This is a genomic window from Chitinophaga sp. S165 (assembly GCF_003182155.1).
Lineage (GTDB): Bacteria > Bacteroidota > Bacteroidia > Chitinophagales > Chitinophagaceae > Chitinophaga.
Window position 1 is genome coordinate 942,948 of the sequence record NZ_QGTG01000002.1, and the last position, 24,927, is coordinate 967,874.

Sequence of the window (24,927 nt, forward strand, 5' to 3'; positions counted from 1 at the left end):
AAAAATACACGGATGAAACAAAATGTACGCTATTGGCTGGCTATCGCATTATTATGGATTGTTGGCACTTCAAAGGCTCAATATGTATATGACTACAAGCGGACCGGTGATATTTATTTTGAGGCGAAGGATTACTATTCCGCAGCTCAGTATTACAATAAAGCCCTTGGTACTTTTAAGATAAAACCTGAACAGATCCTGCCTTATACAGTTGAATTAAGGGGTAAAGAGTCCGGTAAGCTTAAAGACTATGAAGTGGTGATCTACCGGTTGGCTGAATCTTACAGAAACTATTATGACTTCGGCAATGCCGAAAAATACTACGAACAGGCAGTAGGTTTCAATAACAACGCACTCTTCCCGCTCGCCCGCTTTTGGTATGGTGTAAGCCTTCGTGCAAACGGAAAGTATACTACAGCCCTGGATCAATTCACAAAGTTCAAACAAGAGTATGGCAAAATAGACGAGATCAGCACAAGGACAAACCTGGAGATCGCGTGCTGTGAGTTCGCGATAGCTGAATCAAACCGTCTGCCTGCGTACACAATTAGCAAATTATCAGGAGATATAAATGCCGGAGGTGCAAACTATGCACCAGCTTTGTTAGGGAAAGACCAGTTGTTATATACATCTTCACGTCCTGACAGTGCTGATCTTGAGAAAGAAAAGAAATCTAAGAAGGTAAATCCATATATCAATAACTTGTTTGTTGCGCAGGGGGAAGAAGGAGATTTCCATAATAGTCAGCCTGTGAGTATCCCCGAAGCCAAAGGTATAGATCAGGGAGCGGCCACAGTTAGTGCTGACAGGAATACGATCTATCTGACACGCTGGACAACTAAAAACGGGGTTAAAGCAGCCGCTATCTATGTGAGCAGTAAAAAAGGTAACAGCTGGGAAGAGCCCAGGGCAATGGGGCCAAATGTAAACGTAGAAGGTTTTAGCTCTATGCAGCCGTTCGTAACTGCAGATGGAAAGTACCTGCTTTTTTCTTCCAACAGGCCCGGTGGTATGGGGAAAAATGATTTATGGTATTGCCCGCTTGATAAAGGATCTGCAGGACCTGCGAAGAACATGGGTACCAATATCAATACCCGGGATGAAGAACAGGCTCCTTTCTATGATACTGAAAAAAAGGCCATGATTTTCAGCACTGACGGAAGGGTCGGATTGGGTGGACTTGACTTCTTCGTTATTGACGGAGATTTCAGCAGCTGGGGAACGCCCAAAAACATGGGTATGCCCTTAAACTCTCCTAAAGATGATGTGTACTATACGGCTGTTGACAACGAGCATCCTCTTGCGGCAGGGTATATCAGTTCTGACAGAGAGTCCGTTTGTTGCCTGGAAGTTTTTACAATTAAGAAGATTTCTAAAACTATCAATGGACTGGTGCTGGACTGTGATGGTGATCTGCCGCTTACAGGCGCTAAAGTCACATTACTGGATACTATCCAGCAACGTGTATTGCAGCAAGTTACTTTGGATGAAACCGGGCGTTACCGCTTTGAAGTAGAACCTCTCAAACATTACAAGATCATGGCAGAAAAAGAGAATTATTTCTCTAAAGCTATTTACACAAATACGGATGATCTGACAAAAGTTGATTCCTTAGTAAACCCAACTATATGTCTCAAGCGCTATGAAATAGGAAAGCCTATTATTCTGAAAGATATTTATTATGACTTCGATAAAGCGACCTTGCGTCCGCAGTCACTGGTAGTATTAGATACAGTTGTATCTATCATGCAGGATAACCCGAATATCATCATTGAGATGAGTGCTCATACGGATAGCAAAGGTAAAGATGCATATAATATGAAACTGTCGCAGAAGAGGGCACAATCGTGTGTGGATTACCTCATCAGCAAAGGCATCTCCAGCGATCGTATGATCGCGAAAGGATATGGTGAAACAAGGCCGATAGCACCTAACACAATGTCGGACGGAAAGGATAATCCGGATGGCAGACAGTTGAACAGAAGAACAGAATTTAAAGTATTACGTGTAACCCAGTTGACGGAGTAACACCTACCTTTTTATAAAGTCGGTTTTCTGACCTACGGGTTGGAGCCATATCCTAATGACACGCGAAGACCATCATAATAATGGCCGGAAATTTCCGGCCATTATTAATCTTATTTACCCTGTATTTTCCTAATGTTTTTTACACTAGTTGGTTTCGTTCAGGAGTTACTGAGCGCTGCTCTTCAGGATGTTACCTACAGCGATAACGCTGTCTTTACCAGCTTTGAAGTAAACTTTAGCGAACGCTGACACATTCTTCACCGCGCTATCATAAGTGAACCTACGTTTCTGACCGTTAATAGTAACTGAATCAACTTTGTTCCAGATAACTTTGGTTGCTTCAGCACCATTACCAACGATGCTATCTCTTACCAGAGTGTCGGTAGTTGGAGTTGCAACTGAACCGCCGATCAGGTAGAAAGGATGTTTAGTGTCTTTCGTAGAAGCCTTCAGTGTGATAGACAGGTTTACGCTGCTGTCAGCATTTTCAGTCAGGGTGATAGTACCTGTCTGAGCTGCATCTGTAGCGCTTTTTGCCAGCTTGTATTCTTTAGAACGAGTCTGTGGAACTGTAGGTTCGTCGTCATCGCTGCAAGCTGCAAAAGTAAAACCCATAGCAAGGGCTAATGCTCCCATTTTCAGAGCATGTTTTTTAATCGTAAGCATGGTTTCCGTTTTAAATCAATTTTAAATTATAGAACTAGGTCTCCGTATTTATTATAATAAATGGTTTCTCCGCATTAATGCAACTGTAAAACGGAGGCGTTAAAGAAAAGTTACAGCGGTGCTGAAAAAAATATTTAATGTGTTTTAAGCGTTCGATTAATTGCTTACCAGCGTTGCATTTGAAGCATGAAGAAAAAGTGCCGGAAAGGAATATGTGTTGCCACACTAACTAAAAAAATGGATCGGAATAAAAAAACATTTTACCTTTGTGATCTACAATTGATCGCCATGAAAAAGTAATTTAATATCTGGTACTTCCGGATATGCCCACAGCCCCTTTATTGTTAGCAGGTAATACATCACTACCTGTAAATTCCATTTTTAAATTATTTAATAGTTATTAACATGCGAGATACACAGGCAAGTTCCCGCCTGGGCAAGGTATTCCGATTGTTTGTTACTGCGGTATCAGGCACGGAAAAAGAGTTCACAAGCGGCAATATCAACCGTGCTATTTTTTTATTATCGGTACCCATGATACTGGAAATGGTGATGGAATCACTTTTTGCAGTAGTGGATATATTTTTCGTCAGTAAGCTGGGTAAACATGCTATTACTACTGTTGGATTAACAGAGTCCATGATGACAATAGTATATACTGCGGCATTTGGATTAAGTATGGCGGCTACGGCTGTAGTAGCGCGCCGTACAGGAGAGAAAGACAGTGATGCTGCTGCACATGCTGCTGTTCAGTCACTTTATGTTGCGCTTGTGCTGGCTTTGATCATTGCTGTAACTGGAGTAATATATGCACCAGATCTTTTGACACTGATGGGCGCTTCGCCTGAGGTGGTAGATAACGGTCATATATATACGCGGATAATGTTGGGCAGTAATCTCATCGTCATTCTGCTCTTTCTCATCAACGCAATTTTCCGGGGTGCAGGAGATGCCGCTGTGGCTATGCGTTCTTTATGGATCGCGAATATCCTGAACATTTTATTATGTCCTTTGCTGATAAACGGTTTAGGCCCCATTCCTGCATTGGGATTAAAAGGCGCAGCTTTGGCTACTACAATTGGCCGCGGTATCGGGGTATGCTATCAGCTGTACCATCTTTTTGGAAGAAAAGGTCTGATACGCATTACCAGCCGTCATATCAGTCCTGACGCAGGTGAGATATGGAAGTTACTTAAGATTGCGGCGGGCGGTACAGCGCAACTGCTGATCAATACAACCAGCTGGATCTTCCTGGTACGGTTGATTGCCCGTTTTGGAGAAGATGCGGTAGCCGGCTATACGATTGCGATAAGGATCGTCATTTTCACACTGTTGCCCGCTTTCGGCATGGCAAATGCTGCAGCGGCACTGGTAGGACAAAACCTGGGGGCCGGTCAGCCGGACCGGGCGGAAACCTCAGTGTGGCGTGCCGCCTTTTTTAATATGGTCTTCCTGGGATTGATCTCTATCTTCTTTTTCACAGCGGCAAGGCCGATAGTGATGCTCTTTACCAGCGATGGGGCCATCGTACAGTATGCCGCCCAATGTTTACAACTGGTAAGCGTCGGGTATATCTTCTATGCCTATGGCATGGTGTTGTCCCAGTCGTTTAACGGCGCGGGAGATACGCGTACCCCTACCTATATTAACCTGGTGGGCTTCTGGATGCTGCAGATCCCAATGGCCTGGATACTGGCCGTAAACTACGATATGGGGCCTGCAGGTGTTTTCTGGGCTATTGCTGTTGCAGAATCCTGTATTGCGGTGGCGGCTATTGTTATATTCCGGAAAGGATGGTGGAAGCGGGTAAAAGTTTAGTTACATTTGCGCTGTTTTATTGTAAACTAACTAAACCCAATTAAAAGAATAAGCATGTCGCTAACTGTTGTAGGTTCTATGGCGTTCGATGATATAGAAACGCCCTTTGGTAAATCCGGCCGGATCGTTGGTGGTTCCGCCACATTCATAGCATGGGCCGCTTCTAACTTTGTGAAGCCCATCAATCAGGTGTCTGTTATCGGTGGAGATTTTCCACAGGAAGAACTGGACGCGCTGGGTGCCAAAGGAGTGGCTTTTGATGGTGTACAGGTAAAGAAAGACGAGAAATCTTTCTACTGGGCCGGTAGATATCATATGGACATGAACACTCGTGATACATTGGCTACAGAGCTGAATGTACTGGGTGAATTTCAGCCAGTGATACCTGACAGTTATCAGGGAAGCGAATTCCTGATATTGGGTAACCTGACTCCGCAGGTACAGCTGTCTGTAATAAAACAGATGAAAACAAGGCCGAAACTGATCGTCATGGATACCATGAACTTCTGGATGGAAGTAGCGATGGACGATCTGAAAACGGTACTGAAAGAAGTAGATGTACTGCTGGTGAATGATGGGGAAGCCCGTCAGCTGACCGGGGAATTCTCTCTTGTAAAGGCTGCCCGTACTATTCTGACTACTATGGGACCTAAATACCTGATCATCAAGAAAGGCGAACATGGTGCACTGCTGTTCCATGAAAATCATGTGTTCTTCGCTCCTGCCCTGCCACTGGAAGAGGTATTTGACCCAACCGGCGCTGGCGATACTTTCGCAGGTGGTTTTATAGGTCACCTGGCGAAAACGAAGGATATCTCCTTTGAGAATATGAAAACAGCCATCATCGTAGGTTCTGCTATGGCATCCTTCTGCGTGGAGCGTTTTGGTGTAGGCCGTCTTCGCGAGATCACCGCTGAAGATATCAGCAACCGCCTGGAGCAGTTCGTACAACTGGTGAATTTTGACATAGACCTGATCTAGTCTATACGATCTTTATAAAAAGAAAAAGCATCGCGCTACAGGCGGATGCTTTTTTCTTTTATACTATAACCCATTATTATTTGTAGATCCCATTCAGCAGAGCTGCCAATCTTAATCCTCCCTTCAACAGCTGACTATTCAGATCGCCCGCAAACCAGAAATTATACCGGTAACTGAGCTTATCATTGGCATGTGTGAGTGAATATACTTTGGCAGATAACTGGTTCGACTCGAACATCCAGTCTGCCACACTGCCGCTCTGTAACTTGCGTACTGTCGCAGCAGATGCAGTATCCAGGGCCTGCGTATATTCTGTATAACTCAGCTGCTGGAATTCTATCAGGTGCTCATCCCAAACCCGGTGAAGATTGGTCGGTTTGTCAAACCACATCACCTGGATCTTGTTTCCCCCCTGGTCCTCATCCCTTCCTGTATGCAAGGGCTGGTGCATGTCTCCTATCATATGGATAAGGAACGTGAGCGCAAATACCTTATCTGCTTTGGAAACGGAAGGATCTTTCAGTTTTTTTACCAATGCATTGGTCTGTGCATATAGGTTTTCTCCCGTGGCATGTGCTTTTATTACCTCGTCAAATTGCTGACGGTTACAGTTCGGCGGAAAATCCAGGTAGTGCCAGGGTGAAGTATGATCATATTGATGTGTTGTGTCCGATTTGATAAAATCAGGCCAGTTGGCGACCATCGCCATGCTCTGTGGCCCAAGTAAAGCATATATGGCTTTACGTGCCTGTGGGGTTAAATGACGGCTGGCGATCTCGGCTACTACACGGTGGCCGGTAACGCCCCAGGCAAAGCCTGACATAGGTATCAATGGCAATATGACACCTAATAAAACATGGTACAGTTTTTTAAGCATAGTACATGAGATTGTTAATTCTTCACAAGTGTATAAAGGTGAGCCAGATTTTTCAAATGAAAAAGCACTCTCTATTAATTTGTACATTTGATAACGCTATAATTTAGAATATGCCCTTCAAGATAAATGCACCATATGCCCCCGCAGGCGATCAACCGGAAGCCATTCGCCAGCTTGTAGAAGGAATACAGGATGGAGCGCCAGCCCAAACTTTACTGGGGGTAACGGGTTCCGGAAAAACATTTACCGTTGCCAATGTCATTCAACAGGTGCAGCGCCCTACGCTGGTGCTGACACACAATAAGACGTTGGTGGCACAGCTGTACGGAGAGTTTCGTCAGTTCTTCCCCGATAATGCTGTAGAATACTTTGTCTCTTATTATGATTACTATCAGCCGGAAGCTTATATGCCGGTAAGCGACACCTATATAGAAAAGGACCTGTCCATCAACGAAGAGCTGGATAAGCTGAGACTGAGGGCTACTACCAGCCTTTTGTCAGGACGCAGGGATATCATAGTAGTGGCCAGTGTGTCCTGTATATATGGTATGGGTAACCCTACGGATTATGAAAATGGTATTATCCGTTTGCATAAAGGACAAACCATCGGCCGTAATACAGTACTGCATGGTCTGGTCAACTCCCTGTATACACGTACCACGGGCGATTTCAATAGAGGGAACTTCCGGGTAAAAGGCGATACAGTGGACATTAACCTGCCTTACGTGGATTTTGGTTACCGTATTACTTTCTTCGGTGATGAGATCGAAGAGATAGAAAGCTTTGATGTACAGAACGGTAAACGCATAGGCACGATGGACAATGCGGCCATCTTCCCGGCTAATCTCTATCTGGCGCCTAAAGATATGATGGCGCAGATCACCTTCGAGATCCAGGATGAGTTAATGGCACAGGTGGAATACTTCCGGTCTATCGGGAAACACCTGGAAGCGCAGCGTCTATCTGAACGTGTGAACTATGACCTTGAAATGATCAGGGAGTTGGGCTACTGTAGTGGTATCGAGAACTATTCCCGATTCCTGGACAGGCGTGCCCCTGGTACACGTCCCTTCTGCCTGCTGGATTATTTCCCGAAAGATTTTCTCCTGGTAATAGATGAAAGTCACGTAACCATCCCTCAGATCGGCGGTATGTACGGTGGAGATAGATCACGTAAGCTGACCCTGGTCGATTTCGGTTTCAGGCTGCCTTCTGCAATGGATAACAGGCCGCTGAACTTTTATGAATTCGAGAACCTGGTGAACCAGGCGATCTTTGTCAGTGCTACGCCAGGTGAGTATGAGTTGCGGCAAACGGAAGGTGTGGTAGTAGAACAGGTTGTAAGGCCTACCGGACTGCTGGAACCACCTATAGAAGTAAGGCCAAGCGTAAATCAGGTAGATGACCTGCTGGAGGAAATAGATAAACGCGTATTAAAAGGTGGCCGTGTACTGGTCACAACCCTTACCAAGCGGATGGCGGAGGAGATGGATAAATACCTGCACCGTATTAATATTAAGTCCCGGTACATCCACTCGGAAGTCGATACCCTCGAGAGGATAGAGATATTGAGGGACCTTCGCTTGGGTAATATAAATGTCCTGGTGGGTGTAAACCTGTTGCGTGAGGGACTTGACCTGCCCGAGGTGACGCTGGTGGCCATATTGGACGCCGATAAGGAGGGTTTCCTGAGAGATGAACGTTCCCTGACGCAGACTGCAGGTCGTGCGGCCCGTAATGTGGAAGGATTGGTCATCTTTTATGCCGACAAGATTACAGACAGTATGCAGCGTACTATCGATGAAACAGACCGTCGCCGGGAGAAACAGATCGCCTATAATATTGAAAACAATATTACGCCCAGAACGGTACTGAAAAGCAAGGAGCAGATATTGGGACAGACCGCTGTGTTGGAAATCAAGCAGTTCGACGAAAATTCTCCATATGCAGTACACGATGAGGTAACGCTTGTAGCGGAAGATGCACTGGGGTATGCTAAACAGGAGGCTACTGCTGCCAAGACAATCCCGCAAATGGAGAAAGCAATTGGTAAGGTGAAAAAGGACATGGAGAAGGCGGCAAAAGACCTCGACTTTATGGAAGCAGCCAGATTACGTGATCAAATGTTCGCAATGCAACGCGAATTAGAAAGTATGAAGCAATAACATCGCGGTAAGGTCCATTTTTATGTTCTGGATCATAAAAAATACATTACAATTATTTTAATGTATGAAAATTATTTAACAGCCTTATTTCATGTAACAAAATCAGCTTAATATTTATTAAGCTGATTTTTAGTTTATTATAGTACTAATCGCCTACTTGCAGTAGCAACTGTCTACCCAATGTTAGAAAATTGTTAAACACCTGCTTGCTGTTTTTATAACTAATTGAATATAAGTTAATTGGGAAGAATGACATCCCGTATTTTAGACACTTATTCTCCCGAAAACTAACACTTATATTATAATTAATAATAATGTAGTTAATATTTAGCCCCTGATACCATATTTTTCTTCAATCATTTCTATTTTTTGCCTTTTCTATTTGATGCGGTGAATATCCTTCATACTTTTATTGAAGAAATTTAAAAATGCACAGCTATGAAGAAAACATCCTTTCAAGACTATTTGCCCTTCCTTGTGCTGGCAGTTGTCGCAATAATTGCATTATTTGTTCCGGGAGAGCTTCCTTTTGCTGATCCTAAGGGCCAATACAATTATGGAGATATTGCCTGGATACTGGTGGCGTCCTGCCTCGTATTTCTGATGACGCCCGGACTGTCATTCTTCTATGGTGGTATGGTAAATCGTAAAAACGTGATCTCAACATTGGTACAGAGCTTCATTGCTACCGGTGTAGTAAGCATCATGTGGGTAGCCGTAGGGTTCAGCCTTTCCTTCGGTAAATCGATTAATGGTCTGATCGGTGATCCTTCAACTTTCCTGTTTTTCAGAGGTGTACCTTCCGGAGAGCCCTGGTCTCTCGGTACAACAATTCCTTTGCTGTTATTCGCACTGTTCCAGATGAAATTCGCAGTGATCACTCCTGCACTGGTAGTAGGTGCCGTAGCGGAAAGGATCCGTTTTACATCTTACGTATTATTCATGGTGTTATTCACCCTGCTTGTTTATGCGCCTATCGCACACTGGACCTGGCATCCTGAAGGGATCCTGTTCAAGATGGGAGTGCTTGACTTCGCAGGTGGTACAGTAGTACATATCTCAGCAGGTTGCGCTGCGCTTGCTGGTGTACTGGTACTGAAACGCCGTAAGGACCATATAGAAAAGAAAGAATTGCAACCTGCCAATATTCCTTTCGTACTGTTAGGTACAGGTTTACTGTGGTTCGGATGGTTCGGCTTTAACGCCGGTTCCGCTCTGGGCGCTAACGGACTGGCTGCTTCAGCTTTCGCTACTACCAATACCGCTGCTGCTGCTGCCGGTTTATCCTGGATCTTCTTTGATGTGATCCGTGGCCGTAAACCTTCTGCACTCGGTTTCTGTATCGGCGCTGTAGTTGGTCTGGTCGCCATCACGCCTGCTGCCGGCTTTGTGGGCATCCCGCAGAGTATCATGATCGGCTTCGTTGCTGCTATCGTTTCTAACCTGGTAGCTCACTACAAATCCAAAACTGCTATTGACGATACACTCGATGTATTCCCTTGCCATGGCGTAGGTGGTATGGTAGGTATGCTGCTGACCGGTATATTCGCCAGCAAGAACGTAAATGGCGCTATCAGTGATGGCCTGTTCTACGGAGGTTTTGAGCTCTTCAAAAATCAGGTGCTCGGATTATTGATCGTGGTAGTATACAGTTTTGTAGTTTCCTTAGGTATCTTCAAATTGATTGACCTGATCCATCCGCTGCGTGTAAGTGATGAAGAAGAAGCCCTCGGTCTGGATGCTACTCAGCACAACGAACAATATCATCCGGCTATGATGAGCGTATACGACAACGGTACGCTTAAAGAAGAACAGATGGTGCACTAAGCATAAAAGACATTAACATAGTTTGACATCCCAATGTGAGAATAGCTAATAATCAAACTGGAGATAAATAACGTAGACAGTATTTTATTTTATCAACCAGGATTATTTATCAACCAATTTCTATCGTATTCCATGTAGTATTCCTCCGGTTGGTTATTAGCTATTCTTTTCTCTCACCTGTATTTCCACTATAGAACGGCGAGCAACGAATCAAGAAGAACAACAGACGCACACCATTTTTATCAACCAAATTTCCTTGCATGAAAAAAGTTTTATTGGTAGCATATGCTGCCTGTCAGGCGCTTATTGCCCATTCCCAGACTGCTGCTGATACGACTAAATCTCCACTGGTCAAGCTTTCTGGCTCCGCAGACGTTTATTACAGGTATAATTTTAATGACAATATTGATAATAAAACCAGCTTCACGAACTCTCATAATAGTTTTGAACTGGGCATGATATCCCTTAAAGCCGAACATGAGTTTAAGAAAGGAAGTATAGTGGCGGATGTCGGCTTTGGTAAAAGGGCCGCAGAGTTTTCATACAACGAAACGACCGATAAGGTGAACACCGCAGAGGTAGTCATTAAACAGTTATATGTTGGCTATCAGGTACTGGACAAGTTAAAGGTTAGCATGGGGAGCTTCGGGACCCATGTAGGCTACGAACTGCTGGATGCCTATCTGAACAGGAACTACAGCATGAGTTATATGTTCAGCAACGGTCCTTTCTTCAGTACCGGCGTTAAGGCCGATATCACGATCAGTGCGGCATGGACGGCTATGATCGGTGTCTTTAATCCGACCGATTTCAAATCTGCATCCTGGACAAATAATAAATATGTCGGTGCACAATTGGGATATTCCTCTACCAAAGCGCCCCTTAAATTGTATCTGAATTACCTGGAAGGAAAAGATACTACCGGTATTCAAAACCATCAGATCGACTTCGTTGCAACTTATCAGGTTAATTCCGTATTGGGATTGGGATATAATGGTACTGTCAGCACTTACAATAATACACGTGAGAAAGAACCTGGTGAAACCGCAAAGCAATGGTGGGGATCCGCATTATATGTCAACCTTGATTTCACTGAAAAGCTAGGACTGACGTTGCGCGGCGAATACTTCGATGATCCGGATGCCTTGAAAACATTCAGTGGTACCGACGGCGGTAATGTGCTGGCAGGTACGCTTTCACTAAATTACAAAGTAGGAAACCTTACCATTGTACCGGAATTCAGGGTGGATAAAGCTTCTGTCGATATCTTCAGTAAGAAATCCGGGGCTGCTGTGGGTACTTCACCTAGCCTTTTACTGGCTGCTACATATCATTTCTAAACAGGACTTAGCTCCTGGCTTATGCTCTTCTTTCCTGCCTGCGGGCCGGGAGAGAAGAGCATAAGCCATTCATATTGCCTCTGAAGGAAAATATTTTTTTATTTTGTGAGCAAAACTGATTACATGCTGCAGCCCTCCACGTTGAAGTATTTAAAGTTATTGAGTAAGAATAATAATAAAGTCTGGTTTGATGAACATAAATCGGATTACCAGAAGGCGAAGGCTGACTACGAAAGCGTAGTTCAGCAGATACTGGATGGCTTGTATAAGCAGGATCCTGCTATTGTTGGCTTGGAGGTAAAGGACTGTACCTTCCGTATTTATAAGGATGTTCGCTTTTCAAAAGATAAAACGCCTTATAAGACCAATATGGGAGCGGCTTTTGCTCCGGGCGGGCGTAAAACGCCGCGTCCTGGTTATTACTTCCACCTGGAACCTGGAGGCAGCAGCTTCGCCGGTGGTGGCCTGTGGATGCCGGAAGCAAACGTCCTGAAAAAGGTCAGACAGGAAATAGATTATAACTTTGAGGAATTCCAGCAGATCATCTCCAATAAAGAATTTATCCGCTACTTTGGTAAAATAGAAGGAGAATCCCTTAAGACCGCTCCGCAGGGCTATCAACCAGACAATCCTGCCATCGCATATCTTAAATTAAAAAGCTTCACCGTATGGCATCATATTTCTGATGATGCTGCCACACAGCCTGCACTGGTAAGGGAAATACTGAAAATATTTGCAGTGATGCAGCCCTTTGTTAAGTTCATGGACAGGGCACTCGATACGGAATAGTCAGGGAACGTTTCGGAACGTGAAAATAATATTACAGATCACTGTCTGTCATCACAGATGGGTAAGCCACAATGCACCGTTATTTTTAAAGAGAAAGTTACCTGCTTTTACCTAAGGCCGTATGGACATCTGCCGGATACGTATACGCCGGTACACATATTTATTACCGGCAGATGCTTACAGCACAATAAGTTTTAACGGGTTAGTTTTTGTGGATCAGGAATTCAAAAGGTCTTGCCTTACGGTTCTTTAACAGATTTTCTTTATCTGTCTTAGTGTGCGCAAAACGTTGATTATACACGTTGGCTACCTCAATAATCGGGATAATGCCGTCCAGTGTATCATGTTGATCCACAATGTTCATGATGCGGGACACCTGTGAAGAAAAATTAGAACTCCACTCTTCAGTAAATTTGTGCATCAGTAAAAGCTCGCGATTGGCGTTGGTTTTCATAGGACTTAAGGGTGTTTACGGATTTGTGAATTTTAGTTCTTCGGCACCTTACTTTCTTAAAAAGTGACTTTTTTGGAATAAGTAAGTTGGCATAGGATTATTGATACCAAAATTGGATTTTATCTAGCAGAAAGCAATACTACTTCTGTGTAATTTTTGTCAAAGTGATACTTAATTCTCCTCAAATTGATACTAAAAGAGCAAGTGCCTGGCACTTGCTCTTCGTTATTTTAGAAAAATCGTTTATTCGTTCGCGAAAAATCCAATAAAAGGTCATTCCTTTCGTTAGATGTTGTCACTTAGATCCATTTTTGTGAATGCAGATACTCCGCTATCTGAACAGCATTCGTTGCAGCCCCTTTACGCAGGTTGTCTGCCACGATCCACATATTCAGCGTTTTTTCCTGTGTTTCGTCGCGACGAAGACGGCCTACAAACACTTCATCCTTGTCATGAGCATCTTTCGGCATCGGATACTGCTGTTTAGATGGATCGTCCACTACAATCACACCAGCTGTTTTTTCCAGTACTGAACGCACGTCAGCCAGTTCGAACTCTTTATCAAACGCCACGTTCACAGATTCACTGTGACCGCCTATTACCGGTATACGTACTGTAGTTGCCGTTACACGGATGCTATCATCTCCCATGATCTTGTTGGTTTCTTTCACCATCTTCATCTCTTCCTTCGTATAACCATTCTCCAGGAATACATCGATCTGTGGGATAACGTTCAGGTCTATCTGATGTGCATACGCTTTTTCACCTTCAACACCTTTACGTTCATTCATCAGCTGATCTACCGCTTTCACGCCAGTACCGGTCACTGACTGGTAAGTAGATACTACCACACGTTTGATCTTGTACTTCTCATGTAATGGGTTCAGCACTAACACCATCTGTATAGTTGAGCAGTTTGGATTAGCGATGATCTTATCTTCAGGTGTCAGTGTTTTACCATTCACCTCAGGCACCACCAGTTTCTTGGTAGGGTCCATTCTCCATGCAGAAGAGTTATCGATAACGGTAATACCTGCTGCTGCGAATTTCGGAGCCCACTCCAGTGAAGTGCTTCCGCCTGCAGAGAAAAGTGCTACATCCGGCTTCATGGAAATCGCCGTATCGGCATTCACCACCTTATATGGCTTGCCCTTAAATGTTACTTCCTTACCAACAGACTTCTCAGAAGCCACGGGAATCAGTTCTGTAACCGGAAAATTTCTTTCGGTCAATACTTGTAACATTTTTGAGCCTACCAGCCCGGTAGCTCCTACTACGGCAACTTTCATTGTTTTTACATTTTAAATTTTTGGAAATGCAAATTTAACACAACCTGCGCGGTTTTCAATGTCTGCGCCAGAATCATAGAAATTCACTAAATTTCTGGCTAAACCAACCTACTTTTTTAGACATGCGTATTTCCATTGTTTGTGCATGCCTGCTCCTGCAGGCCTGTCTCTCATTCGCACAAGTGAGCGAACATTTTGATTATCAAAGTATTAATAAGGCGGATTCCTGGAATGGTACTGACACTGCCTGGCAGATACAATCAGGCCGATTGCGGAGCAATCTACAACAGCAAAGCAGCAGTTTCCATATTGCCACGCCTTCTTCCGTCGCTCGTAATGCAATATGGGAATGGTGGCTGCAGCTGGATTTCAACACTTCGTCTCTTAATTATGTAGACGTCTTTCTGACTGCCGATAGCGCAAACCTCCAAGGGATAGGCGTCAGAGGATATTTCGTCCGCATAGGGAATACGAAAGATGAAGTATGCCTGTACCGGAAAGATGGCAATACGCAGCCTGTCATGCTGATAGATGGCCGTGACGAGATCACCAATCATACGTCCACTAAACTGAAGATCAAAGTAACCAGGACAGATAATGACTGGGAACTGTGGACAGACGAACAGGCCACTGGCACAGCCTACGTCCGCGAAGGCACTGCCAATGATCATATGTACAATACTTCGCATTTCATGGGCTTTGTAGTACGCCAGTCAACCGCTTCGTTCTTCAAACGTCACTATTTCGATGATGTATCGGTATCGCCATTAATAAAAGATACGACATCGCCCACATTAGTATCCTGGCAGTTGAATGACAACAGGACACTTACGCTATGTTTCAGTGAACCGCCCGACAGCACTGTACTATCTCACACAGAATATTTCAGCTTGTCTGTTCCTGGTAACACTGCTGATAGCATCTGGCAGGATAATAATTTACCGTCCTGTGTTCATATAAAATTTCCGCAAGCCTTCCCTAACGGTGATAGCTGCGGTTTGTTCATCAGTGGGGTAAAAGATCTTTCCGGGAATGTCATGCAGCCTGTCAATATCTCCTTTCTATATTACAGCAGCAGTGGTTACGATGTATTGATACATGAATTCTTACCACGGGCATTGCCTTCTGCCGGACTATTACCTGCCAGGTTTGTAGAGCTGAAGAACAACAGTCCCTATGCCTTACAGCTGAAAGGCTGGCGGATCGGGAATAGCGGCCGGGAGGTCGTATTGCCCGCTCATCAGCTTGGACCAGGTCAACTGTTGGTGCTTTGTGATAAAGGAAGTACTGACCTGTTCCCCGCCGATATTCCAATATTAGGCATCAGTAGTTTCCCTGCTCCGGGCGATAGTGATATCATTACGCTGCGGAACGACGAAGGGTTGCTTGTACATGCCATAGGATATGATCGTAGCTGGTATGATAACCCTGTAAAGGCAAGAGGAGGCTGGAGCCTTGAGATGACAGACATCAACTGGCCCTGTGCCGGAAGTAGCAACTGGAAGCCATCTGCCGCATCTCAGGGAGGCACTCCCGGTCTGCCGAACAGCACAGCAGGCCCTGGTACAATGCCGCCTCCGATATCGTTGGTGAAGGCTTATCCGATGGATAGTACCACACTTCTGCTCTCGTTCTCAGGAATGATGGATAGTCTTGCTATAATTGAACCAGCACATTTTGATTTTACTCCGCCGTTGCATGTTACCGGTATCACGGCCGATCCCCCGTTATATAATAATATATCTCTTCGTTTAACAACACCACTGTTGCAGGATACGGTTTACACTGTGAGCATATCCGGCATACTGGATTGTACCGGCCAGGAAGTAACTGCCGACGGTGATGTTGCCTTCGCCCGGGTCAATACTGCCGACAGCTTTGACATCGTAATAAATGAAATACTATACGATCCTGCCTCTGGTGTTCCGGAGTTTATTGAGATCTATAACAGGAGCAGGAAGGCCGTTGATTTATCTAGTTTGTATATGGCAAAACGAAAGGAAGACGGGGAGCTTGATGACCTTATTCCGCTCAGTGATCAGCATTTGTTACTGCTTCCGGGAGCTTATGGGGCTTTTACTGCAGATGTTCAGGCCTTGTGCATCTATTACGACTGTCCACAGTCGCGCAACCTATATTGGGCAAACCTGCCGGCGCTCATAAACGGAGAGGGAAAAGTCGTGCTCCTGAACGAAGGCGGCCGGATATTGGATGAACTGCATTATTCCGATGACATGCATGTTGGTACAGCCGGCAATACCCGGGGCGTTTCCCTGGAGCGCCTGCAGGCAGACGGGCGTACTCAGGACAAGTATAATTGGCATTCTGCAGCAACGACTGTGAAATATGCCACTCCGGGGTGCCGCAATTCACAGCAACTACCTGGTATGACACTTCCCGGTAACCTGACGGTGCAGCCCAGTATTTTTTCCCCGGATAATGATGGTCTGGAAGATCTTGCCATTGTCAGATATAATTTTCCGGAGCCGGGTTATATAATAAATGTCACGATTTTTGATGCAGAGGGCAGGCCGGTAAGATACCTGGAAAAGAACACATTACTGCCAGCCTCGGGGTATATGACCTGGGACGGCCGGGGTGAGTTCAACCGCGGGCTGGTAACAGGAATATATATCATCTTTGCGGAGGCTTTTAGTACGGATGGAGCCGTCAGCCATTGGAAATTGCCTATAGTATTGGGAAAAGGTATAAATTAGTTGATTACGTCAAAAAATAAGGTTGATCAGAGCAATTATTAATAATATTAGCTCAACAGCCTTATTCCAATTTGTCGGATAGAAACGATTTTTTATATTTGCGCTTCTTAAAAATTTGAACATGCAGTATAGAGAAATAGTTGCAGTAACCGGTTTGGGTGGTTTGTTTCAATTGATTGCCAGCAAACAGGATGGCGCTATCGTAAGATCTCTGGAAGACAAGAGCACCAAATTTGTAAGCTCCCGTGTCCATAACTTTACTCCACTGGAAAGTATTGAAGTATTTACTACCGGAGATAATGTGAACCTGGCTGAAGTATTTAAGGCCATGCAGGACCAGGAAGCTAAAACAGCCCCCGTTGAGGCAAAGGCTGACAATAATGCTATCAAGTCTTACTTCAAAAGCGTGTTCCCTACTTTCGACGAAGAAAGGGTTTACGTAAGCGATATGAAGAAGATGGTAAAATGGTATGCCATCCTCAAGAACAATGATCTCCTGAGATTCGAGGAACCAGCCGAAGAAGGTCAGGATGGCGCTGCTCTTACCGCTGAAGCAACACCTGCTCCGGAAGCTGAAGTAGCAGAAAAACCAGCTAAAAAAGCTGCGAAACCTAAAAAAGCGGCCGCTAAAGAAGGCGCTGAAGAGGTAGCAACCGAAGAAGCTCCGGCAGAAAAGCCAGCTAAAAAGGCTGCTAAACCCAAAAAAGAAGAAGCACCGGCCGCTGAAGGAGAAGAAGCTCCTAAGAAGAAGGCTGCTCCTAAGAAAAAGAAAGCAGAAGAATAGTCAGTATTCTTAACTTATAATGCCAGACGCTGTGTGTACAGACATACAACGTCTGGCTTTTTTATGCCCATATATCGCTTACCGCTTATCCACTCTTTTTTTACAGACTAAATAAGTAAGATTAACCCTTCTGATAACAGTCAGATAGGCTTTTTGTCGGCTTTGTACATGCTTATTATAAGGGTACCAAAAGGGTATTAAAAGCGCATCTATATATCAAATCGATATTGAAGTGACCTTTTAGTGATCTTTTAGTGACATTTTAGTAAGCTTATACGTACCTTAGAGAAACAAGACAATAGACTTGCTATAACCCTCAAAAAGACCTTTTATGGCCATTGTTAAAGACAATATCCTCATGCAGCTTGTCCGGGGCACCCTCGGCAAGCAAATCACGATCTACGAACGGAATGGGCAGATCATTATGGCGAAGAAACGCGGTCCATCAAAGAAAAAGCCTACGCAGAAGCAGTTGGAAGCCAGGCATAAGATGACCGTCGCTTCGATGCGTGCGCACATAATGCTGGAAGATCCGCAGATAAAAGCTTACTACCAGTCGCTGGCAGGGCCAGGTCAAAATGCCTATAATATGGCGGTGAAGGATGCTTACCGCAGTCCTGAAGTCCAGAATATCAGGTTAGAAGATGAGGAGGTTGTAGTGACTGCCCAAAATGAGTTCCGGGTAGCAGCAGTGGAGGTAAGGGTAATAGACGCTGACGGTGTTATTACTGAGAGTGGGCGTGCAGTTTTAGGCCGGAATGGAGTAGATTGGTATTATAAAGCCACTGCGCTGCCTGCAGGCGGTAAGGTCATTGTGGCAGTGAAAGATCTGCCGGGGAATCCAACGGTGAAGGAATTGCTACTTACATAAAAACCGCTTTCCGGGAAGCTTTGCCTGTATATTCCGGAATATCTTCAATTTGCCAGCCAGTGCCGATTATTTTGATATGTGTTGTTCCCACATTAAAAGTGGCTGGGCGTAGCCTTGACTTATAGTTATTGCCCATTCGTTTTTGGAAGGACCGATCGGGAAGCCTCATGACTTTGGCGCATAATTTCTTATTTTAGTAGAATGAAGACTTTAGACGCAAATATTGAGAAACAGCCACGTAAGCTGTTACCTGAGAACTTCACGGTAACTACGTGGGAGGGTTTGCAGCCGTATTTTGAGGAGCTGCAGCAACGGGCGTTAGACAGTGAGGCGGCCCTGGAACAATGGCTGAAGGATATCAGTGAACTGGAGGCGGTGATTAGTGAAGACGCCTGTTGGCGACAGATACGCATGACCTGCGATACGACGGACAAGTCGCTGGAAGAGGCATTTGCCTACTTCTGCATGGAAATCCAGCCCAAACTGCAGCCCTATGCGGATGCACTGAATAAGAAATTGCTTGCCAGCGAATGGCTGAAAGGCCTGGACCAGGAGTTATATGCTACTTACCTGCGCAATGTGCGGAAACAGGTAAAGCTGTTCCGTGAGGAAAATGTGCCGATACTGGCTGAACTTAGTGTCCAGTCGCAGCAATACGGCACTATCGCCGGTAAAATGACTATTACTGTGAACGGCCAGGAATATACTTTGCAGCAGGCTGCCCGGTTCCTGGAAAACAGCGACCGTGCGTTAAGGGAAGAAGTATTTACCAAAATGGCTAATCGCCGCCTGGAAGATAAGGATGCGTTTGACCAGCTTTATACTACACTGGTACAGAAGAGGGACCAGGTGGCTAAGAATGCCGGGTTTGAAAACTACCGCGACTATAAGTTTGAAGACCTGGGCCGGTTTGACTATACGAAAGAAGACTGTTTCCAGTTCCACACAGCTATAAAAGAGCATATCCTGCCACTGGTAAAGAAGTTACAGGAGAAACAGCGTAAGAAACTGGGGCTGGACGTACTGAAACCCTGGGATACAGAGGCGGAACCGGCAGGCATCAAGCCGCTGGAACCCTTCAAGACAGGTGAGGAACTGGTGAACAAGGCCATCGAGTGCTTTGACGAACTGGGACCATTCTTCGGCAATTGTCTGCGTGTGATGCAGAAAATGGGGCGCCTCGATCTGGACAGTCGTATTGGTAAGGCCCCCGGAGGATATAACTGTCCGCTGGCAGAAACAGGCGTGCCATTCATCTTTATGAATGCAGCCGGTCAGATGAAAGACCTGACCACGATGGTACATGAAGGTGGACATGCGGTCCACTCCTTCCTGAGTCATCACCTTTCTCTCAGTGCCTTTAAGGAGTATCCGATGGAAATAGCGGAAGTGGCCAGTATGAGTATGGAACTGTTCACCATGGATTCCTGGAATATCTTTTTCAGCAATGAGGAGGAACTGCGCAGGGCGAAGCTGCAACAGCTGGAACGTGCTATCATCATCTTCCCATGGATCGCGACGATCGATAAGTTCCAGCATTGGGTATATGAAAACCCACAGCATACTGTGGAAGAACGTACTGCAGCCTGGAACAGGATACAGGACGAGTTCTCTACAGGGGTGGTTGACTGGACCGGTTGGGAATCTTACAGATCTATCGGCTGGCAACGGCAGCTCCACCTGTTCGAAGTACCTTTCTATTACATCGAGTACGGTATTGCACAATTAGGAGCGATCGCGATGTGGAAACAGTATAGGGAGAACAAACAGCAAGCGCTGAACAATTATGTCAATGCGTTAAGTCTGGGAAGTACCCGCACTCTGCCAGAACTGTATAGTACCGCAGGTATCAGGTTCGATTTCTCTCCTGCTTATGTAAAAGAGCTGGCGGAATTCGTACAGCAAGAGATAGATAAGATCAGCTGATCATAAAAAAAGACGAAGGCATTGAGATGCAGTAGAATGATCCGCTGCATTTCAATGCCTTCGCCTTTTTTATAATTATTTACACTGTTTACACACCCCGCTTACCACTACGTCCACATTGTGCATGGCATATCCTTTCGGTAAGTGGATCTCTGGCACGTCAGTGTCTTCCAGGCAGGTAGTGGTACCACATTCTTCACATTTGAAATGAACATGGTGATCGTGATGATCATGTTCCGAGCAATCCGATTTGCACAGTGCATAACGGATGGATGTATCTGTGGTTGGAATGCTGTGAATGATCCCTTTATCGAGAAATGTTTGTAAGGTGCGATACACAGTAACACGGTCAAAGGTCTGACCGGCCAGCTTCTCAAAGCTGCTGTGCTCAAGGGCTCCGTTGCTGTTCATGAACAGCTCCAATATCTTCACACGGGTATCTGTTATGCTGAGCTTACTGGCCCGGAGCAGTTCAGTGATACTTGCTTTGTTCTTGTTGCTCATGATAAAATATACTGCGTTAATTTTCTTCCTTTAACAACCGGGATATGTCTGTAATGAGCTTGTCTACGTCAGGTTTTTTTGTTCCTTCATACAGTCCTCTTATACGTCCTTCACCGTCTACCAGGGCAAACCATTGGGTGTGTACGAAATCTTCGTCGCCGGCATAGGTGCCATCGTCCACCAGGTATCCTGCTCTGGCTAATTTATACAATTCTTTTTTGCTGCCGGTCAGGAACCACCAGTTCCGTGGATCGGCGCCATGCTCTTCGGCATATTGCTTCAGTACCGGGATGCTGTCGGTTTCAGGGTCCACGGTATGTGACAGGATACGGAAACGGGGTTCATCTTTATAAGCAGCATATACTTTGACCATGTTGGCATTCATCTTCGGACAGATGCCTGTACAGGTAGTGAAAAAGTATTCCGCTACATATACTTTCCCTTCAACGTCTTTACTGGTAATGGTTTTTCCTTCCTGGTTAGTGAAGGAGAAGCCGCCAACGATATGACCGTTGGTGCCTAGTACCGGTAATTTCTCTTTTCCGAAGAAGCTTCCTTTCTCTGCTTTGATCACGTAACCGGAGTACCCCAGAAAGGCGATGCTCAGTAATGCGAAGAATATTATATAGAACACATTCTTTTTAGACATAATGCCAATCGTTTTACGCTACAAAGGTAGTACACAATTAGCTAAATATACTTATGCAACTTTGTTGCATAAAAATTGTATCTTTGTTTTGCAGCCGGTCTCTCTATGCCGGCAAACCCATACTGATAAGGTTTTACGCATCATAGATAAGGGTAAACAATGTGCTGTGCCGTCAAGGTGCGGCACTTGTTTTTTTACATTTTAAGTCCGATTTTAATACCGATATGAAGGCTTGGGAACACGCTGATCAGTCTTCCGTCGTTGGAGTCGGCTACTCCATTGTTGTTGCTGAAGTTATTATAGTCATATACTTTCATGCGGACGCCCAGTCCTACGTAAGGGTCCAGGATGAACTTATCCTTCCTGATCTGGCGGCCGAGGAGGAATTGGAGGGCATAAACGTCTTTATCGCCTGTATTCTGGTAGGCGCCGTTATTGATAGTCACCTCATCGTTGGGGTAGAATACCTTCTTATATAATAATACGGGTTGAAAGTAGGTACCCTGGGCGCGGAACATGCCCTCATGTTGGGAAACGAGGTACCAGCGTAAACTGGCGCTGAACCCGAGGCCTCTGCCGTCTACAAACTGTTCGGTACTGATATCGGGCTTTTTTTGACCGATGTCTATTTTCTTTGCCAGGATATAATCGGGATAGTCGGTATAGATGCCACTTATGCCCAGTTCAATGCTTACTTTTTCGGAGAGTTCCTGTTCTATGGTGACTTCCAGTTCATTGATCAGGCGGGCGGGATTTACCTTGATATAGGTAGATCTGCGAAAGGGAGTTTGCTCCTGTGCGAAGACAGTTATTACACTAAAGCACAACAGGCAAATAACAAGCAGTGGTCGTTTCATATAGTTGTCTGCATTTGACGGCAGCAGTCAGCCGGAGGTTGCAGGTTCATAAGGGGAAGCCTACAGCTGAGCTGAAAGCCGTTATTAAGAGGTCAATAATCGTTCCACAATTACCGGATACCACTGATGTTCAAGCAGATGAATTTTAGCTGCGAGCGTCTCGGGCGTATCGTCGGGAGTGATGGTACAACGTTCCTGGAGGATGGTCGCGCCATCGTCATATTTTTCGTTGACGAAGTGGATGGTAATGCCGCTTTCTGTTTCTTTGGCGAGGATCACTGCTTCGTGTACGAAGCTGCCATACATACCTTTGCCGCCATATTTAGGTAACAGGGCAGGATGTATATTAATAATGCGGTCGGGGAATGCCTGTACCAGGTTAGCAGGTACTTTCCAAAGGAAACCGGCAAGAACAATGAGATCTGTCTCTGCCTGTTGTAACACCTTTATATAATGGTCTGTACGGAAGAAGAGTTCTTTTTCTATCAGCACGGAAGGGATGCCTTCTTTTTCGGCTATCTTCAGCACACCGGCTTCCGGTTTATTGCATAGTATCATGGATACCCTGGCAAGGGTGGAGTGGCGGAAGTGATCAATTATTTTTTGTGCGTTACTACCTGCTCCCGAGGCGAAGATGGCTATATTTTTCAAAATAACAGTTTATTAAAGACGGCGCAAAAGTAACTAATTGGTCTTATTTATAAGCGTATTTGAACATTCCAGGCGCCGGGGGGTTATTTATGGAAACCTGTAAGCCAGAGGGGAGTTAAAAAAACAACAGCCGGAACAAAAATAATACCATTCAAAAGAGCACGCTATAATATATACAATCAAATCGTTGAATCCGGAATAAGGTTGTGCTGAAATATGACTTTTATCATGTTTTTTTTCATGCAAAACGCATTGATGATTACCCGCTTTACCGCGTTCTATATAGGGAAAAGGAATTAGTGAAGCAAGTAAGAATTTTTTATAATTGTTGATAAATTGTCAACATTGTGTCTTATTTTTGTGAGCACTTTTAAAGAAACTTAAGGTCAAATCTAAACTAAATAGGCTGTGTATCGTCGTGTTTCCATTCTTATGCGCAAGCATTTTGTGAGTGTTCTTGTCCTATGCGTTGCATTGATCGCGTCCTTATCCGTAAGGGCTGCAGATCCTGCCAAGGGTAAAGCATTGTTTCAGCAGAATTGCGCCAGCTGCCATAATGTTCACAAGAAAGTTACTGGTCCTGCACTGAAGGGTGTCGAGGAACGTTGGTCCGATAAGAAATTATTGCACCAATGGATTCATAATTCCGGCTCCGTAATCGCTGCAGGTGATCCGTATGCTGTTGCCTTGTTCAACGAATATGGCAAGCAGGCTATGCCTGGTTTCCCTTCTTTCTCTGATGCCGATATCGATGATATCCTGGCTTACATTGATGCAGAGAGCAAGGTTGATGTAACTGCTAAGACTGATGGTCCTACTGCCACTAAAGGTGGTGAAGACAGTGGTAACAACAGCCTGCTGTTCGGTATCATTACCCTGATCCTGGCGATCGTTGCGCTGATCCTGATGCAGATCAACAGTAACCTGAACAAACTGGCTGCTGATAAAGATGGCCTGGCGGTTTCTGAGCCTGTTCCTTTCTACAAGAACAAAGCTTACATCGCTCTGACTATCCTGATCCTGTTCGTTGTAGGTGGTTACTTCACCATCAACGGTGCGATAGGCCTGGGCCGTCAGAAAGACTACATGCCTGAACAACCGATCTTCTACTCACATAAAGTACACGCCGGTATCAACCAGATCAGCTGTCTGTATTGCCACGCCGGTGCTGAGAAGAGCAAGCATGCTATGATCCCTTCTGAGAATATCTGTATGAACTGTCACAAGACCATCACTGATTACAATGGTCCTGAACTGTTCACTGCAGAAGGTAAGAAAGTAAATGGCAGCGCTGAGATCCAGAAATTATTTGATGCGGTAGGTTTCGATAAAGAGACCAAGACATATACCAAACCTGGTAAGCCGATCGAGTGGACAAAGATCCACAACCTGCCTGACCACGTTTATTTCAACCACTCTCAACACGTAGTAGCTGGTAAACAACAGTGTCAGACTTGTCACGGTGCAATTACTGAAATGGATGAGGTTCATCAGTTCGCAGAATTGTCAATGGGATGGTGCGTTAACTGTCACCGTACAACCAAAGTGCAGTTCGCAGATAATAAATACTACAGCATTTTTGAACAGTTCCACCAGCAGGTAAAAGAAGGAAAGATAGACAGCGTTACCGTTGAAATGGTAGGTGGTACTGAATGTCAGAAATGTCACTATTAATAACTAGATGAAGCAAATCGGGTGAAGGAAGCTGGGTTGTTAGCGAAGGTCAAATCGTTA

At 44.9% G+C, this 24,927-nt stretch carries 20 protein-coding genes; 12 read left to right on the top strand and 8 right to left on the bottom strand.

The genetic code is table 11. From position 1 onward, the window contains the following. The first annotated feature begins 12 nt into the window (after nucleotides 1-12). A complete protein-coding gene (locus C7475_RS12070) occupies nucleotides 13-2,028 on the top strand; it encodes an OmpA family protein (RefSeq protein ID WP_110053597.1) in 2,016 nt (671 codons plus the stop codon). 165 nt (nucleotides 2,029-2,193) lie between these two features. Here the strand turns inward: C7475_RS12070 and C7475_RS12075 are convergent, their stop codons facing one another. Continuing rightward, the gene (locus C7475_RS12075; protein WP_110053598.1) at nucleotides 2,194-2,694 is read right to left on the bottom strand and encodes a hypothetical protein; all 501 of its coding nucleotides are present in this window, start codon (nucleotides 2,692-2,694) and stop codon (nucleotides 2,194-2,196) included. 405 nt (nucleotides 2,695-3,099) lie between these two features. On the opposite strand from C7475_RS12075, the gene C7475_RS12080 reads away from it, so the two are divergent. Both C7475_RS12080 and C7475_RS12085 read left to right on the top strand, forming a co-directional pair. Further along, nucleotides 3,100-4,512 (top strand): MATE family efflux transporter, encoded by a 1,413-nt coding sequence (locus C7475_RS12080; RefSeq protein WP_110053599.1) that lies wholly within the window; start codon nucleotides 3,100-3,102, stop codon nucleotides 4,510-4,512. A 54-nt stretch (nucleotides 4,513-4,566) separates the two neighbouring features. Continuing rightward, nucleotides 4,567-5,493, top strand: a complete 927-nt coding sequence (locus tag C7475_RS12085; RefSeq protein ID WP_110053600.1) for a PfkB family carbohydrate kinase — start codon at nucleotides 4,567-4,569, stop codon at nucleotides 5,491-5,493. A gap of 76 nt (nucleotides 5,494-5,569) precedes the next feature. On the opposite strand, the gene C7475_RS12090 is transcribed toward C7475_RS12085, so the two are convergent. Further along, nucleotides 5,570-6,370 (bottom strand): S1/P1 nuclease, encoded by an 801-nt coding sequence (locus tag C7475_RS12090; RefSeq protein WP_158286488.1) that lies wholly within the window; start codon nucleotides 6,368-6,370, stop codon nucleotides 5,570-5,572. A gap of 110 nt (nucleotides 6,371-6,480) precedes the next feature. Between C7475_RS12090 and uvrB the strand changes: the two genes are divergently transcribed. The 4 genes from uvrB to C7475_RS12110 all read left to right on the top strand — a co-directional run bounded on the left by uvrB (nucleotide 6,481) and on the right by C7475_RS12110 (nucleotide 12,491). Further along, a complete protein-coding gene (uvrB, locus tag C7475_RS12095; RefSeq protein WP_110053602.1) occupies nucleotides 6,481-8,535 on the top strand; it encodes an excinuclease ABC subunit UvrB in 2,055 nt (684 codons plus the stop codon). 438 nt (nucleotides 8,536-8,973) lie between these two features. Next, nucleotides 8,974-10,362: an ammonium transporter gene (locus C7475_RS12100; RefSeq protein ID WP_110053603.1), complete on the top strand. Its 1,389-nt coding sequence runs from the start codon at nucleotides 8,974-8,976 to the stop codon at nucleotides 10,360-10,362. Between the two features lie 260 nt (nucleotides 10,363-10,622). Continuing rightward, nucleotides 10,623-11,702 (top strand): porin, encoded by a 1,080-nt coding sequence (locus C7475_RS12105; protein WP_110053604.1) that lies wholly within the window; start codon nucleotides 10,623-10,625, stop codon nucleotides 11,700-11,702. Between the two features lie 123 nt (nucleotides 11,703-11,825). Next, nucleotides 11,826-12,491 (top strand): DUF2461 domain-containing protein, encoded by a 666-nt coding sequence (locus C7475_RS12110; protein ID WP_110053605.1) that lies wholly within the window; start codon nucleotides 11,826-11,828, stop codon nucleotides 12,489-12,491. 202 nt (nucleotides 12,492-12,693) lie between these two features. Here the strand turns inward: C7475_RS12110 and C7475_RS12115 are convergent, their stop codons facing one another. Together C7475_RS12115 and C7475_RS12120 are read right to left on the bottom strand one after the other, a co-directional pair. After that, on the bottom strand, nucleotides 12,694-12,945 hold the full coding sequence (locus tag C7475_RS12115) for a hypothetical protein (RefSeq protein ID WP_089829114.1): 252 nt from the start codon (nucleotides 12,943-12,945) through the stop codon (nucleotides 12,694-12,696). Between the two features lie 299 nt (nucleotides 12,946-13,244). Continuing rightward, nucleotides 13,245-14,234, bottom strand: a complete 990-nt coding sequence (locus C7475_RS12120; RefSeq protein ID WP_110053606.1) for an aspartate-semialdehyde dehydrogenase — start codon at nucleotides 14,232-14,234, stop codon at nucleotides 13,245-13,247. A gap of 122 nt (nucleotides 14,235-14,356) precedes the next feature. Here C7475_RS12120 and C7475_RS12125 point away from each other — a divergent pair, with 122 nt between their 5' ends. The 4 genes from C7475_RS12125 to C7475_RS12140 all read left to right on the top strand — a co-directional run bounded on the left by C7475_RS12125 (nucleotide 14,357) and on the right by C7475_RS12140 (nucleotide 20,532). After that, complete coding sequence (locus C7475_RS12125) at nucleotides 14,357-16,951, top strand: lamin tail domain-containing protein (protein ID WP_110053607.1); 2,595 nt, start codon at nucleotides 14,357-14,359, stop codon at nucleotides 16,949-16,951. A gap of 121 nt (nucleotides 16,952-17,072) precedes the next feature. Beyond that, on the top strand, nucleotides 17,073-17,735 hold the full coding sequence (locus tag C7475_RS12130) for a DUF5606 domain-containing protein (RefSeq protein ID WP_110053608.1): 663 nt from the start codon (nucleotides 17,073-17,075) through the stop codon (nucleotides 17,733-17,735). A 331-nt stretch (nucleotides 17,736-18,066) separates the two neighbouring features. Then, the gene (locus C7475_RS12135; protein ID WP_110053609.1) at nucleotides 18,067-18,606 is read left to right on the top strand and encodes a hypothetical protein; all 540 of its coding nucleotides are present in this window, start codon (nucleotides 18,067-18,069) and stop codon (nucleotides 18,604-18,606) included. A gap of 201 nt (nucleotides 18,607-18,807) precedes the next feature. Beyond that, a complete protein-coding gene (locus C7475_RS12140; protein WP_110053610.1) occupies nucleotides 18,808-20,532 on the top strand; it encodes a M3 family oligoendopeptidase in 1,725 nt (574 codons plus the stop codon). 75 nt (nucleotides 20,533-20,607) lie between these two features. Here C7475_RS12140 and C7475_RS12145 read toward each other — a convergent pair whose 3' ends face one another. The 4 genes from C7475_RS12145 to purN form a co-directional block, all read right to left on the bottom strand. Beyond that, nucleotides 20,608-21,036 (bottom strand): Fur family transcriptional regulator, encoded by a 429-nt coding sequence (locus C7475_RS12145; protein WP_110053611.1) that lies wholly within the window; start codon nucleotides 21,034-21,036, stop codon nucleotides 20,608-20,610. Nucleotides 21,037-21,052: 16 nt separating this feature from the next. After that, nucleotides 21,053-21,685, bottom strand: a complete 633-nt coding sequence (locus C7475_RS12150; RefSeq protein WP_110053612.1) for an SCO family protein — start codon at nucleotides 21,683-21,685, stop codon at nucleotides 21,053-21,055. 194 nt (nucleotides 21,686-21,879) lie between these two features. Continuing rightward, nucleotides 21,880-22,542 (bottom strand): hypothetical protein, encoded by a 663-nt coding sequence (locus C7475_RS12155; protein WP_110053613.1) that lies wholly within the window; start codon nucleotides 22,540-22,542, stop codon nucleotides 21,880-21,882. 84 nt (nucleotides 22,543-22,626) lie between these two features. Next, nucleotides 22,627-23,193 (bottom strand): phosphoribosylglycinamide formyltransferase, encoded by a 567-nt coding sequence (gene purN / locus C7475_RS12160; protein ID WP_110053614.1) that lies wholly within the window; start codon nucleotides 23,191-23,193, stop codon nucleotides 22,627-22,629. Nucleotides 23,194-23,601: 408 nt separating this feature from the next. Here purN and C7475_RS12165 point away from each other — a divergent pair, with 408 nt between their 5' ends. Then, nucleotides 23,602-24,867 (top strand): c-type cytochrome, encoded by a 1,266-nt coding sequence (locus tag C7475_RS12165; RefSeq protein WP_233259831.1) that lies wholly within the window; start codon nucleotides 23,602-23,604, stop codon nucleotides 24,865-24,867. Nucleotides 24,868-24,927 lie beyond the last annotated feature (60 nt).